At 47.9% G+C, this 14,352-nt stretch carries 9 protein-coding genes and 3 pseudogenes; 2 read left to right on the plus strand and 10 right to left on the minus strand.

Features of this window, described 5'->3' with window-relative positions:
• Nucleotides 1-34 precede the first annotated feature (34 nt).
• From narI to BAMF_RS38645, 5 genes are all read right to left on the minus strand, one after another.
• Nucleotides 35-703 carry a respiratory nitrate reductase subunit gamma gene (gene narI, locus BAMF_RS38625; RefSeq protein WP_013353942.1) on the minus strand — a complete coding sequence of 223 codons (669 nt, stop codon included), beginning with the start codon at nucleotides 701-703 and terminating at the stop codon, nucleotides 35-37.
• Nucleotides 700-1,254, minus strand: coding sequence for a nitrate reductase molybdenum cofactor assembly chaperone (gene narJ / locus BAMF_RS38630; RefSeq protein ID WP_013353943.1), 555 nt, complete (start codon nucleotides 1,252-1,254; stop codon nucleotides 700-702). Before narJ ends, narI begins: the two co-directional genes overlap by 4 nt.
• A gap of 25 nt (nucleotides 1,255-1,279) precedes the next feature.
• On the minus strand, nucleotides 1,280-2,743 hold the full coding sequence (gene narH, locus BAMF_RS38635; RefSeq protein WP_013353944.1) for a nitrate reductase subunit beta: 1,464 nt from the start codon (nucleotides 2,741-2,743) through the stop codon (nucleotides 1,280-1,282).
• On the minus strand, nucleotides 2,733-6,419 hold the full coding sequence (locus BAMF_RS38640) for a nitrate reductase subunit alpha (protein WP_013353945.1): 3,687 nt from the start codon (nucleotides 6,417-6,419) through the stop codon (nucleotides 2,733-2,735). The genes narH and BAMF_RS38640 overlap by 11 nt, the downstream gene beginning before the upstream one ends.
• A 176-nt stretch (nucleotides 6,420-6,595) precedes the next feature.
• Complete coding sequence (locus tag BAMF_RS38645; protein ID WP_014471162.1) at nucleotides 6,596-7,072, minus strand: cyclic nucleotide-binding domain-containing protein; 477 nt, start codon at nucleotides 7,070-7,072, stop codon at nucleotides 6,596-6,598.
• A 142-nt stretch (nucleotides 7,073-7,214) separates the two neighbouring features.
• On the opposite strand from BAMF_RS38645, the gene BAMF_RS38650 reads away from it, so the two are divergent.
• On the plus strand, nucleotides 7,215-7,931 hold the full coding sequence (locus tag BAMF_RS38650) for a YwiC-like family protein (protein ID WP_013353947.1): 717 nt from the start codon (nucleotides 7,215-7,217) through the stop codon (nucleotides 7,929-7,931).
• Nucleotides 7,932-7,964: 33 nt separating this feature from the next.
• Here the strand turns inward: BAMF_RS38650 and BAMF_RS38655 are convergent.
• From BAMF_RS38655 to BAMF_RS38670, 4 genes and pseudogenes are all read right to left on the minus strand, one after another.
• Nucleotides 7,965-8,683 (minus strand): annotated as a pseudogene (locus tag BAMF_RS38655) (Crp/Fnr family transcriptional regulator).
• 97 nt (nucleotides 8,684-8,780) lie between these two features.
• Nucleotides 8,781-9,971, minus strand: a complete 1,191-nt coding sequence (narK, locus tag BAMF_RS38660; protein ID WP_013353949.1) for a nitrate transporter NarK — start codon at nucleotides 9,969-9,971, stop codon at nucleotides 8,781-8,783.
• Nucleotides 9,972-10,104: 133 nt separating this feature from the next.
• A complete protein-coding gene (gene argS, locus BAMF_RS38665; protein ID WP_013353950.1) occupies nucleotides 10,105-11,775 on the minus strand; it encodes an arginine--tRNA ligase in 1,671 nt (556 codons plus the stop codon).
• A complete protein-coding gene (locus BAMF_RS38670) occupies nucleotides 11,772-12,200 on the minus strand; it encodes a YwiB family protein (protein ID WP_013353951.1) in 429 nt (142 codons plus the stop codon). Before BAMF_RS38670 ends, argS begins: the two co-directional genes overlap by 4 nt.
• Before the next feature lie 153 nt (nucleotides 12,201-12,353).
• Here BAMF_RS38670 and BAMF_RS41945 point away from each other — a divergent pair.
• Nucleotides 12,354-12,813, plus strand: a pseudogene (locus BAMF_RS41945) (bacteriocin biosynthesis protein AlbG); the annotation flags it as partial.
• Nucleotides 12,814-12,818: 5 nt separating this feature from the next.
• Here BAMF_RS41945 and BAMF_RS38680 read toward each other — a convergent pair.
• Nucleotides 12,819-14,212, minus strand: a pseudogene (locus BAMF_RS38680) (YncE family protein).
• Nucleotides 14,213-14,352 lie beyond the last annotated feature (140 nt).

Here is a 14,352-nt window from a genome sequence, read left to right on the forward strand (position 1 = left end):
TTGAAAAAATTATTCCCCTTTTGCAAGGAGGTGTTTAGCGTTTTCGATATACAACATAGCTGCGAGTCAAGTACTTGAGCGGCAGGCTGAACACGTGAACCAATCTCGTAAACGGCCAGAGGATAAAAACGATGTATCCAATGATGATATGAAACTTAAACCATAGCGGGACACTCTCCATCAAAGAGGCATCAGGCCTGAACAAAATGAGCTCCCTGAACCACGGCCCCACTGTTGTCCGGTAATCAAAGCCTTTCGAATCAATGTTGAGAAACGTGGCCGCAACGCCCGTCAGCATCATAAACAGCAGCAGAATGAGCGTGAGAAAATCCGCCGGCGAGCTGGTGTTGCGGATTCTTTTGTCAAACAGCCTTCTGTACGTCAGGATGAACAGGCCGATACACGCCGCGACCCCTGCAGGCAGGCCCGCGCCAATCGCCATTTTGTGATACGTATGCTCGGAAATGTCAATGGCGGAGTACACGGCTTCCGGAATCAGAATTCCCATGATATGGCCGCCGATGACGCACAGCAGGCCCCAATGAAAAAGGGTGCTGCCCGCCGCAAGTTTTTTCTTTTCCAACAGCTCGCTTGATTTAGCCGTCCAGCCAAACTGGTCATGCTGATAGCGGTAAATATGTCCGCCGATAAAGATCGTCAATACAATGTATGGCATCACGCCCCAGAGGATCTGCCCGTTCATGCCTGAACAGCCCCTTCTTTGCTTTCATGTACGCCGATATCTTCCAGCGCGGCAAGCAGGACATGCAGCAGCCCGGCGTATATGCTGTCATTTTTTTCGAGGCGGGACGCCAGCTCCCTCACATTGGACAGATATTTCTCAAATACGCTTCTTGCGGCTTCAATTTCCGCAATCGCCGCAAATTCAAGCATAAGCGGCAGATAATCAGGCAGTTCTTTCTCTGTCGGGAGGAAACCGGATTGCTGGTATGTGTTCTTTAAATGCAGCAATTCAATGCCGCGTTCCCTTTGCTCGCCTGAGTTAAAGTAGGTGACATACATGTTCGTTTTTTTCCCGAAATCGAACGTATAGACATAGTGTTCAATCAGCGCTTCCTGAGAAAATCCGGCTGCCGCCTTCAAAAAGCGCAGCAGCTTCTCCCGGATTTCCTGGCTGCTGATGTCAAGGAGAAGAGTCTTCCAATCAGGAAGCTCAGCTCTCCAGTCTTCGTCCGGATAAGAGAGAAGACAGGAAAGAGCGGAGAACGTAATTTGCCGGTCTATGGTGTTCATCTTGTTACACCTCATTTTTCAAAAATTAGAAACAAGACCCGGGGCCGCCTGAAAATGATAAGCCGCAGCTCCCTTGTTCAGCGTATAAATCTGACACTTCTTCCCGATGGCTGCTCGGAATCACAAAGCGGTCGTCATATTTGGCGATCGCCAGCAGCCGATACATGTCTTCAATTTGCCGTTCTGTCAGACCGACACTGGAGATGAGTGCCGGGTCAATGGATTTATTCGTCTGGACTGCTCTCATATACTGGCGCATGACAGACATTTTCTTTAACGTTGACCGAATATGGTCCGTGTCTCCCGCCGTTAATAGCTGCGCCAAGTAGTCAATCGGGATTCTCATTTGGTCGATAGCCGGAAAAATGTCTTCCGCCGTTTGCCGGCTGCCTTTTCCTTCAAAGAGATTCATAATCGGGCTGAGCGGCGGTATGTACCAAACCATCGGCAGCGTGCGGTACTCAGGATGAAGCGGGAGCGCAATCTTCCAGTCGATGATCATTTTATAGATCGGCGATTTTCGCGCGGCCTCTATCCATTCATCCGGGATGCCTTGTTCTTTTGCCAGTCTGGCAACCTCAGGATCATTCGGATCGAGAAAAACGTCCAATTGGGAATGATAGAGATCCTTTTCATTTTCAACAGATGCCGCTTCCTCCACTTTGTCCGCGTCGTACAGCATGACGCCGAGGTAGCGGATTCTGCCAACACACGTCTCAGAGCAGATGGTCGGCAGTCCCGCCTCCAAACGCGGAAAGCAGAGTGTGCATTTTTCCGCTTTGTTTGTTTTCCAGTTAAAATAGACTTTTTTATAAGGACAGGATGAGACGCAATATCTCCATGAACGGCAGGCGTTTTGATCCACGAGCACAATGCCGTCTTCCTCGCGTTTGTACATGGCGCCGGACGGGCAGGATGAGACGCACGCCGGGTTGATGCAGTGCTCGCAAATACGCGGCAGATACATCATAAAGACTTCATCGAATTCCGTTTTGATCGATTCCTCCATTTTTTGCACGTTTGGATCTTCAAGCCCCGTAATGTGGCCGCCCGCGAGATCATCCTCCCAGTTCGGGCCCCATTCGATATTCATGAAATCCCCCGTCAGTGACGATTTCGGGCGCGCCACCGGCTGGTGTTTTTTCTGCGGACTGTTTGTTAATGTTTCATAATCATAATTCCAAGGTTCATAGTAATCATCAATCGTCGGCTGATTCGGATTATAGAAAAGGCCTGCCAGCCGATTCGTTTTCGGGCCGGATTTCAGCCCGAGCTTTCCTTTTTTTAAAGTCCAGCCGCCTTTATATTTGTCCTGATCCTCCCATTGCTTCGGGTAGCCGATGCCCGGCTTTGTTTCTACATTATTGAAGTACATATATTCCGCACCGGAGCGGTTTGTCCACGTGTTTTTGCAGGTGACGCTGCATGTGTGGCAGCCGATGCATTTATCCAAGTTCATGACCATACCGATTTGCGCTTTAATCTTCAAGCCAATCGACCTCCTTCAGCTTGCGGATGACGACATTCAGGTCACGCTGGTTCCCTGTCGGACCGTAATAATTAAAGCCGTAGCTGAGCTGGGCGTAGCCTCCGATCATCTGTGTCGGCTTGACGTGAATCCTTGTCGGGCTATTATGGGTGCCGCCCCGGTTATTCGTCAGCTTTGTGCCGGGCACGTTGATGTGGCGGTCCTGAGCATGATGCATAAACGCCATCCCTTTAGGAATCCGGTGGGACAAAACAGCTCTCGCGACGACAACACCGTTTCGGTTGAAACATTCAATCCAATCATTGTCCTTGATATCCGTGTCCTCTGCGTCATCTTTATTCATCCACACGGTCGGCCCTCCGCGGAACAGCGTCAGCATCGGCAGGGAATCGAAATACATGCTGTGGACGGACCATTTATTATGCGGCGTCAAATAGTTGAGGACGATTTCTTTCCCCTCCTGATCAGGCCGCTTGCTCAGAAACGGACGGTGCTGAAGGATCGGTTTAAATGTCGCCATCGTTTCACCGAATTCCATCATCAGTTCATGATCGACATAGTAGGATTGTCTGCCCGTCAGTGTCCGCCATGGGATTAATTTTTCCACATTTGTCGTAAACGGCGAGTATCTGCGCCCCCCTTTTTCTGAGCCGGTAAAGGCCGGAGAGGTGATGACCGTTTTCGGCTGGGCTGTAATTTGCTCGAACGTAAAGCATTCTTCCTCCCGCTCTTCCGCAAGGTCTTTCAGCTTCAGATTTGTGATGTTTTCAAGTGACTCCCATGCTTTGACGGCGACTTTTCCATTTGAAGTGGACGACAGGGTTAAAATCGCTTCCGCCGCCTGCTTTGCTTCACTTATATTCGGGCATCCCTTTGCAACACTGTCCGTTTCGGTTTCTCCCAGTCTCTTTTTGAGTGATTCATATTCATCGGCTATCGACCAGCTCATGCCTTTTGTTCCGCTCGGTTTTAAAGCAGCGTTTGGACCGAGCGCGGTCATTTTATGAAAAATATGCTTGTAATCCCGTTCGACGACTTGGATATTCGGCATCGTTTTTCCCGGAATCGCTTCACATTCACCTTTGCTCCAGTCATTGATTTTGCCGAACGGCTGGGCCAATTCCTGCATGGTGTCATGAAGGAGCGGCGTCGCGACAACCTCTTTCACCGGCTCCATCTCGACTTCTTCCGCAAGATCGGAAACCGCTTTTGAGAGGGCTTTGAAAATATCCCAGTCTGACCTCGATTCCCACGGTGCCGAGATGGCCGGAGCAAAAGGGTGAATGAACGGATGCATATCCGTACTGCTGAGATCGTGTTTTTCATACCATGTCGCCGCCGGCAGCACGATATCGGAATACAGCGCCGTACCCGCCATTCGAAAATCAAGATTGATTAACAAGTCAAGCTTTCCTTCCGGCGCCTGCTCCCGCCATTTGATTTCTTCAGGACGGATGCTGTCGCTGTCGTCATTCATCAAACCGTTTGTCGTCCCCAGCAGATGCTTGAGAAAATATTCGTGCCCTTTTCCTGAGCTGGAGATCAGATTGGCCCGCCATACGAAGAGATTCCTTGGGAAGTTCACTTCATTGTCAGGATCTTCAATCGCGAATTTCAGCTTTTTCTCTTGAAGCTGTGAGGCCACGTACGCACCGACGTCTTCTGGTGCCGCCGCCCCCGCTTTTTCAGCTTCTTTGTACAAATCAATGCCGTTTTGATTGAATGTCGGATAAGACGGCAGCCATCCTAATCTGGCAGCCAGCACATTGTAATCAGCGTGATGCTTGTAGCGGGATGACGCAGCAATCGGTGAAGCCAAATCGCTGATCGGCTGGTCCTCATAACGCCACTGATCTGTCTCAAAGTAGAAAAATGAGGTGCCGTTTTGCTGCTTAGGCACGCCTTCCCAGTCCTTTGCAGTTGCAATCGTCTGCCATCCTTCAGCGGGACGGAGCTTTTCCTGTCCCACATAATGAGCCCAGCCTCCGCCGTTTACGCCTTGCGCGCCTACGAGTAAAACAAGATTTAACACCGCACGGTAGATCGTGTCGGAGTTGAACCAGTGGTTGATCCCCGCCCCGACGATAATCATGGATCTGCCGTCCGTATCGATCGCATTTTGGGCAAACTCCCTGGCAATCTGAATGACGGCTTCTCTTTTAATTCCTGTGATCCGTTCCTGCCAGCCAGGTGTAAACGGACGAGGATCATCATAGGATACAGCTGCTTGTTTGCCGATGCCCCGGTTCACGCCGTAGTTGGCCAATATCAAGTCAAACACGGTCGTGACGTACACCTCTTCGCCATTCAGGTTTACTTTTTTAATCGGAAGATCCCGCTCAAGCACTTTGTTTCCGTCATTTGAAAAATACGGAATGCGCACCGTGCCAATTTCGTCCTCTATTCCAAGTACAGAGAGACGGGGCTCGATCTGTTCCCCGGTGTCTTCATCGATCATATGCAGGTTCCATTTCTTCTGACCGTCCCAGCGGGAGCCCATTGTTCCTTGCGGTATGGCAAACGCGCCTGTCTGTTCATTCCAGACCGCGGGCTTCCACTGATCATGCTTTGTCTGCCGCCCGATGTCCTTCGCATGCAGAAACCGCCCCGCTGTATACACGCCATTTTTTTTTGACAGGGTAACGAGGAATGGAAAATCCGTGTATTGCTTTGCATACTTGATAAAATGCTCTGTCTCTTGATTCACGTAAAATTCCTGCAAAATGACGTGACCCGTTGCCATCGCAAGCGCCCCGTCAGTCCCTTGGCGGATACTCAGCCAGTCATCGGCGAACTTGGAGGATTCCGCAAAATCCGGGCTGACTGAAATGACCTTGGCGCCTTTATAGCGGGCTTCCGCCAAAAAATGCGCATCAGGCGTTCTCGTCAACGGAACGTTTGAGCCCCATGTGATGATATAGCCGGAATTGTACCAATCACTGCTTTCCGGAACGTCCGTCTGGTCACCCCAAATTTGCGGGGACGCCGGGGGAAGATCCGCATACCAGTCATAAAAACTGAGCATTGGGCCGCCCATTAAAGACATAAACCGGGAGCCTGACGCATGGCTGATCATGGACATCGCCGGAATCGGGGAAAAACCGACATTCCGGTCAGGCCCGTATTTCATCACTGTATACAGCAGAGAGGCCGAGATCAGCTTCAGCACCTCCGGCCATTCAGCGCGCACAAAACCGCCTTTCCCTCTTGCCTGTTTATAAGACTTCGCTTTTTCAGGGTGTTCGACGATTGATTTCCAGGCATCCAATGGATTTTGATGAGCCTGCAATGCTTCCCGCCACAAATTGATCAGCACACCGCGCACGTATGGGTATTTCACACGCAGCGGGCTGTAGATGTACCACGAAAAACTGGCCCCCCGCGGACAGCCTCTCGGCTCGAAATCAGGCATATCCGGACCTGTAGATGGATAATTCAAGTTTTGTCCTTCCCACGTGACAATTCCGTTTTTCACGTAAATATTCCAGCTGCAAGACCCCGTGCAGTTGACACCGTGGGTGGAGCGAACGACTTTGTCGTACTGCCATCTGTTTCTGTATACATTCTCCCAATCACGATCTTCTTGGGTGGTTTGGCTATGATTATTTGAATGATGTTCGATAGGAGAAAAATAGTTTAATCTCCTGAACAACGGACTCATTTTCTTTTTCTTCATGATCGTTCACTCCTTCCGAGTCAGGTGATGCTATGTACACTATAAACAGAGACATCATGTTACCTTGTGAACTATGTCACACACTCTGCTTTTTTCACAAAACGTCCACATACAGAAGAAGGAAGGGCGCCTGAATCATTTAGCCGCCTTAGATTCAAAGAAAAACCCGGCTCTATTTAAGAACCGGGCTCTGCGCTTTCATCCTGTGATGTATGGAGATACCGTAAAAACAATTGATAGGAACAAAAGACATTTTGCTGAAGCATCGCCAAAAAGTTCATTTGCAGCCGCGGATGGTAAGACATCATTTGCTTGAACATAGAATATGGAATATGGAGTGCCAGAATGTCCGGGGAAGCATTAACTGAGATAAAAGGCGATAGAGACAGTCCGCCTTTTTCATCAACCGGAAACACAGCGCCTTTTTCCCACAGCGCAACGGTTTGCGAGCCTTCAGGGAGCCTGCTGTCCTTAAAACGGATACTGCCTTTTAATACGATATATACGGATTGTGAATGAAGAAAGGATGGAGACTGATCAGACGAGCCGCGGATAAACGTCCCGTTTTTCAATAAGGCTGCGACGATGGACAGAGGCACTTCATTAAACATAGGAAGTTGTTTCAGACATAATAAATAGTCACACTGATTCATAGGAAAGCCTCCCGTGCTAAGGATAGCTTTAGTGTAGCCCGATTGAGCCTGCACGGCAGGAATATAGTTCACAGCTTGTATGATGAATGTCACTTATCAGGAGGATGCCTGCATTTATAATGAAGTAAAAAGGAGGATTTTGATGAAGGCGATGATTCCGAAGCAGCACGGCGCATGGGCGATGCTGCTGATTCCATTTTTACTCGGCATGGTCAAGGGAGGCCCGGTTTTCTGGCATATTCCGCTCTTTCTAGGCTGGCTTTTCCTTTATTTGACGGTTTATCCCGTTTCACTTGCCTTGAAAAAGAAACAGCTCAAACCCTATCAAAAGTGGATATGGTACTACGGTGTACCGGCCTGCTGCTTTCTGACCGTTTCTGCCGTTCATAAGCCCCATCTCATCTGGGTGGGCGTTTCTTTACTGCCGCTGTTTCTTATCCATATGCATTATGCCCGCCGAAAAAACGAACGAGCGCTGACGAACGATGCTGCGGGTGTCCTGTTCTTTTGTTCAGGCGGGCTTGCGAGCTGCTGGCTGGGAACGGGAGCCCTTGACGGCTGGGCTTGGTTTCTATTCTTGCAATCTGCTTTATTTTTTATCGGAAGTTCTTTTTATGTGAAATCAGTCATCCGTGAGAGAAAAAACAGAACATTTGCATACTGGTCATGGGGATATCATCTGCTCCTTCCCTTATTATCGGCTCTTCTCGGTGCAGGCTGGGCGTTTTTTGCTTTTATCCCAAGCAGTTTGCGGGCATGGTATTTTCACGGGAGAGATTGGTCCGCGAAAAAAATCGGCATTCTTGAAATCGCAAACGCCGGCTTCTTTTTCGCGGTCATGTGTACATATATGGCGTAATAAAAAACAAGGACAGCGGCTGTCCTTGTTTTTTCAGTCAATATTACAGATCTCCAGCGGACAGTTTTCACACTCGATCTCACATCGTAAATAGTCCCGCTTGTGCAAAATAATTTTCCCGGCTTCGTCTATCGAAATAACCCCTTGTTTGCGAAGGTCTCCCAGCATGCGGTTGACGCTTTCTCTCGCCGCCGCGCAAAACTTAGCCAAATCCTGATTTGTCTCAGCACAATGTTGATCAGAATCCCGTCGCTTCGTTCCACCCCGTAGCTGTTTGATAAGCGGATAAGAGTAGAATAGAGCGCCCCTTTTTTGCCGTGAAGAAGCAGATCCCTGATTTTGGACTGAATTTTCCGGAGATGGGTGCTCATCCATTTCATAAATTCAAAAGTCAAATCACCATTTTGGATTAATTCCTTTTCCAGCTTGTTTTTATTAATGACGAGCACCTCGCCACCCTCTAACACTTTTGCGCTGAGCATATATCTCGGCTCTTCTGTAAACAATGTCAGTTCCCCGACAATATCGTTTTTTTGGCAGATTCTAAGCGTCAGGTCTTTGCCGTCAGATGTCAGCTTGCCGATTTCAATAAGTCCTGATTGGATCAGATAAAGCTCTTCTGCATCCATTCCTTCTTGAAACAAATACGTGTGTTTTTTCATTTTCCTTTTCGTGCTGATCGTTTTCAGCAATTCATGGAGTTCGCGGGAAAGAAGTTCTTTATCAGATTTTCGGACAGAGAGAATATTCATGAACTCACCTCGAAGAAAGTCACGTTGCGTATGTTTATTGTAACGTGACTTGATTTGCACTCATCCAGGAAAAACTAACAATCTTGTGAATGGATCATTATGAATGGAGGCTCTGACTGCTTCTCTCTGTATGTGTTTTCATTTTTTCCTGCCAATACATCCAGATCACAAGGACAAAGCTCGCCAACGCAACCTCCGAAAGCGCCATAAAGCCGATGGCATATTGGCCTGTTGCCTGAAATACACTTGCCAGAATCAGCGGAGGGAAAAAGCCGCCCAGTCCGCCCATAGCAGACACAATCCCGTTGGCAATTCCCGCCTGCTTTGAAAAATAGAAAGGCACCAGTTTAAATACCGTTCCGTTCCCAATACCTGAGCAGACCGCCACCGTTAATGACCCAAACGCATAAAGGCCGATCGCCGGCGAGAATGACAGCATAACGCCTGATAGCGTAAGACCCGCGAAAACGAACATCAAAATGCGGAGCGGGTTCATTTTATCAGCAAGAAATCCTCCCGCAGGCCTGAGCAGCGTAGAGACCGCAATAAAGCCGGCCGTCCGCAGACCGGCATCCGCCGGGGTCAGCCCAAAATGCTCAACCAAAAAGTTCGGAAGATAGATAGTAAAGGCGACAAAGGCGCCAAACGTAATAAAATAAAACAGGCTCAAAAACCAAAGCACATGATTTCGGTAAACGGCTTTCATTTGAGTTTTTACGGAAACTTTGACCTTCTTTTCATGCCGGTCGCCGAATAAAACGTGCAGTAATGCGAATACAGCCAGCAAAACCAGATACATCTGCACGGTTGCTTTCCATCCCGCAGCTTGAGCAATAACCGGCGCCGCAAATGTGGTAATGGCGGTGCCGATGTTTCCGGCACCGTAAATTCCATTGACGGCACCGTGCTTTTCTTTCGGATAATATTTCGGAAGGGAGGTCACTCCAATGGAGAATACCGCTCCGCCGATCCCTAAGAAAAAGCCGCCCGCGATTAAATCAAACAGAGAATCCGCGATACTGATCCAAAACACAGGAAACAAAAGCAGGATGAAGCTGATCATAAACATCAGCCGCGCCCCATACCTGTTCGTCAAATACCCTAATGGAATGCGGAGAAGCGATCCGAGAATAACGGGAATCGCCGTCACCAATGAAATCTCGCCTTTGCTTAAATGAATATCTGATGTCATTTGGGAAATGAGTGATGAAATCAGCACCCACACCATAAACCCTGCCACTAAGCTTAATGACTGCAATGATAATTGAATATGTTGACGATTGATCATTCGGCTTGCCCCTTTCACTGATTCAATATCAGTCTTATCATACAAAAACTCGGTGTACAGGATTGTGAATTACATCACACGCTTTATATGCAAAAAAAAGACAAAGCCCGAAGACTTTGTCCTTTCATGATGATTACATTTTTTCCGGAGCCGATACGCCGATCAGCTGAAGCGCGTTGTTCAGCGTAATTTGCGTCGCTTTCATTAAAGCCAGACGCGCGCGGCTCTTCTCTTTATTTTCAGGATCGATGACTTTTTCCGCATTGTAGAAGCTGTGAAGAGCGGATGCCAAATCATAAATGTAGTTGGTGATCCGGTGCGGGATGCGTTTTTCCGCCGCCTCCGCCACAGCTTCAGGGAATCCGCCGATCGTTTTCAGCAGATCGTATTCTTTTTCTGATTGAATATGGCTGAAATCAAGATCTGCCGCCGGTTTAAGTCCCTGCTCTTCCCCTTGGCGTAGCATGCTGCAAATACGGGCATGCGCGTATTGCGCGTAATACACAGGGTTTTCGTTTGATGTAGATACGGCAAGATCCAGGTCAAAATCCATATGCGTATCGGCGCTGCGCATCGCGAAGAAATAACGGACCGCGTCAAGGCCGACCTCTTCAATCAGGTCACGCATCGTTACGGCTTTCCCCGTACGTTTGCTCATCTTCATTTTTTCGCCGTTTTTATATAAATGAACGAGCTGAATGATTTCAACTTCCAATGTGCCTTTTTTGTAACCGAGCGCTTCAATTGCCGCTTTCATACGTGGAATATAGCCGTGGTGATCCGCGCCCCACACATTGATGAGCTTGTCGAAGCCGCGGTCAAGCTTGTCTTTATGGTATGCGATGTCCGGAAGCAGATAAGTGTATGAGCCGTCTTTTTTGATCAGCACACGGTCTTTGTCGTCACCGAACGTTGTGGAACGGAACCATGTCGCGCCGTCCTCTTCGTATACATGGCCCTTTTCGCGAAGCGCCTCAAGCGCCTGATCGATTTTTCCGTTTTCGTACAGTGATGTTTCAGAATACCATACGTCAAACGGCACGCGGAAATTCTCCAGGTCGGAGCGGAGTTTATCAAGCTCGTACTTTAAGCCGTATTCACGGAAAAACGCCTGACGTTCGCTCTCCTCTTCATGTACGAAGCGGTCACCGAAATCTTCGGCAAGCTTTTTCCCGATAGCGATAATATCTTCGCCCCGGTAGCCGTCTTCCGGCATCGGTTTTTCAAGACCGAGCGCCTCAAAATAACGGACTTCAACGGAGAGCGCCAGATTGTTAATCTGATTGCCCGCATCATTAATATAGTATTCGCGGCTCACATCATAGCCCGCTTTAGAAAGCACGCTGCACAGCACGTCACCTACTGCCGCGCCGCGCGCATGGCCTAAGTGAAGATCTCCCGTCGGGTTGGCGGACACGAATTCCACCTGAATCTTTTCGCCTTGTCCGACGTTTGTCTCTCCGTAATGTTCACCGGCTTCAAGCACGGACGGAATCAGTTTTGTTAAGTAGCCGTTGTTCATGTAAAAGTTGATGAAGCCCGGCCCCGCAATATCCATCTTTTCAATGGAAGCCTTGCCTTTATCAAATGCCGCCACGATCTCCTCGGCAATTTGGCGCGGCGCTTTTTTGGCGATTCTCGCCAGCTGCATCGCCATGTTTGTGGAATAATCACCGTGTGTTTTGTCTTTCGGCGTTTCTAACAGTACGCTTGGAATCTGGCTTTCTTCCGCCAGGCCCGCTTTCAGAACGGCCGCTTTGATTTCTTCCTTCAGCACGTCCTTCATTTGTTCCGCAATATTCATGCGTGAGTTCCTCCCTCATACGTGATCGTCATATTATGTAAATGCTGCTGCTCGTCTCCGACATGCATGTCATATGCGATGCTGATTCGGCCTTTTTCTTCACCGAGATCAGATTGAATCGATTTTGTGCTTGTTTCCAGCTCAAGCTCACCAAATGACATTTTATATTTCGTAATTGTGGAAGCTCCCGTTATGAAACGCTGATTCATTTTAACAGCGCCTGACCTCATGATCAGGACTTCGCCTTCGCTCACCTTCACAATCGTTTTTACTTTGCCTAGGTCGTGTTCTTCATAATAAGATAGATACACTTTTTGTTGTTTTACATAGTAAAATCCGGTAGTACGGAATTCGATGACTTCCTCATTTCCGTCATCCTCGATCACAGACTTCACATGGAGTGTTATCGGTGTCTCTTGCTTCATTTTGACACGTCCTTTTCATCATTCCACTTTGACTTGAATAGTATAATCATTCAGCTTGTAAACTTCAACTGCTTCTATCTTACCATCATTGCTCATTAGATTTGAAGATAAACCTCATAAAAAGCAGTTCCTTATGAGAAGAGAAAATCATATCACTATGTCACCCAATCCGTGAAAAACATGACAGCAGCTTTTCAGAAACTCACACAGTCTCATCGAAGCTGCTGCGACTTCCAGCAACATAGATTGTGCAGGAGCTATAAAAACGTCCGCCAAACACACGTGATGGCTTCTGTATTATGCCAAGTCATCATATTCGGCTGCGTGTTCGAAATCGTCAAGGCCGTCCCTTGCCGTATCAACGGGACTCGCGGTGTTACTGATTTTGTATTTATTGTATTTTATGCGGACGAACTTGCTGCAGCTTTTCCAGCATGACAGCCTGTTCAAAAAAGGGCTTGCGGGAGCGCTGACAGGAGCCGGGGTTTGGTGGATGCTCAGTTTCACCATAAGTGAACTGCTGTTTTTGATCATCCTGGCTGCCATCCAGCAGATCGGCTCATTTATTTATAAACGATTGTCTTATCCCAGCTCTGCTTCTCTCGATCTATGAAATCGCTACATTGCAATCGCAGACGGACCCGCGCCAACCGGGATCACCGTCACAGCTGTATAATCGCTCGTGCGGTACACGGTCACGGTATTGTCGTCGGGCTGTGCTGCATAAATGTACTGATTATCAGGTGTTACGGCGAGATCAGAGACGCCGGGGAGAGAGGCAGTTGTTATAAAAGTATGCTGCGCTGTATCTACGACAGTGAGATTCTCTGGGGATGCCTCAAAATAGGGCTCAAGGAAAAACGCACGAGTCCCATCAGCAGAAAAAACAATTGTAATTAAACCGTCAAACAGTCTGTTAATTCGTGAAGATTCGCTAAATATTGTCAAATCTATCACAGAAACGGCATTCGGCCCTAGCTCACCATTTTCCAGATAAGCAAAATTCCCTATTATCGGGGTTACAATTAAATTTGGTGTTTCAAAGTTACTTAAACTTTCGATCAGCTGTCCGGTGTTTAAGTCATATTTATTAACGACCCAAATTACAGAGTTGGTCGTATAGAAAAACTGTCCGTTAGGGTCTAGGGCAAAATCGTCCGCAGCGGGTGACACCGTGAACGTATTGGTAATGGTTTGCGAGGAAATATTAATTTCATAAACGGAGCTGCCTCCTGCGAGAATATAAGCAAATTCTCCCCAGTTTCAAACTGGATTTTTCTTGGGGCTCCTACAAGAGGGATGGTTTGTGTAACCGTTAATGTTTCGTTGTTAATGATCGACACAAGATTCGCATTCCTATGGAGAACATACGTATACGCTTTATCCAAGGTAACACCCAAATCAGTCGGGATATCAGATAAAGAAATGGTACTTACAAGAGTATTCACGTCAGCATCAATGACAGAAACCGTGCTGTCTCCAGTGTTTGCAGTAAACACGTAAGATCGATGATCCGGTTCCGGCACAAGCACAATCGTGCCTGTCACCGATAAAGGACTGCCATAGAATGGCGGAACGACAACAAGGTTCTCGATCGTAATGTCACTGACATCCGGGCAATCATCGGGTTCATCAGAATAATAGACGACTTGGTCAATCTCTGCATTGCGGATGACAGAAACAGACCCGTCCCCTTGTCCATATTGATTTCGCACTGGTGAGACACTGACGAGAAGCGTAACAGTTCCCTGCAGGCGCACTGCGAATTGAACACCGATTTCATCAGGCTCAGGCCCCGTCTCAATGAAACAGCGTTCAATGACACAAGAAAGGCTGTCTGCATTCCACGTCACGTTTGCAACAGCTTCAGCCGGATCAACAACAAACCCCTCAGGCAATTCAATCGGCGCTTGAAACATCGCTTCACGGCTTGCTTCTTCCTCGCAAAAACATAAACAATCTTCTTGTGCGGCTCCTGCTTTTTCTTTAAAGGAAAGCATGTTATTTCTCATATCTTCACTTCCTTTTCAGACATACACTGCTCACGCAGATACAACAGAATATGGAAGATGTATTTGTTTGCTTGTACAAATTGTCGGGGATAATAGCGGATTTTTGAAGTGATATCCGCAGACATGCGGTTTTAAAAAGA

Origin of the sequence: Bacillus amyloliquefaciens DSM 7 = ATCC 23350, from assembly GCF_000196735.1 — a bacterium.
Classification (GTDB): domain Bacteria; phylum Bacillota; class Bacilli; order Bacillales; family Bacillaceae; genus Bacillus; species Bacillus amyloliquefaciens.

Bases quoted from the DNA above. Each gene is read 5' to 3' on its own strand.
- BAMF_RS38640 (WP_013353945.1), bottom strand. From the start codon at position 6,419: ATGAAGAAAAAGAAAATGAGTCCGTTGTTCAGGAGATTAAACTATTTT.
- argS (WP_013353950.1), bottom strand. From the start codon at position 11,775: ATGAATATTGCGGAACAAATGAAGGACGTGCTGAAGGAAGAAATCAAA.
- BAMF_RS38645 (WP_014471162.1), bottom strand. From the start codon at position 7,072: ATGAATCAGTGTGACTATTTATTATGTCTGAAACAACTTCCTATGTTT.
- narJ (WP_013353943.1), bottom strand. From the start codon at position 1,254: ATGAACACCATAGACCGGCAAATTACGTTCTCCGCTCTTTCCTGTCTT.
- BAMF_RS38650 (WP_013353947.1), top strand. From the start codon at position 7,215: ATGAAGGCGATGATTCCGAAGCAGCACGGCGCATGGGCGATGCTGCTG.
- narK (WP_013353949.1), bottom strand. From the start codon at position 9,971: ATGATCAATCGTCAACATATTCAATTATCATTGCAGTCATTAAGCTTA.
- BAMF_RS38670 (WP_013353951.1), bottom strand. From the start codon at position 12,200: ATGAAGCAAGAGACACCGATAACACTCCATGTGAAGTCTGTGATCGAG.
- narI (WP_013353942.1), bottom strand. From the start codon at position 703: ATGAACGGGCAGATCCTCTGGGGCGTGATGCCATACATTGTATTGACG.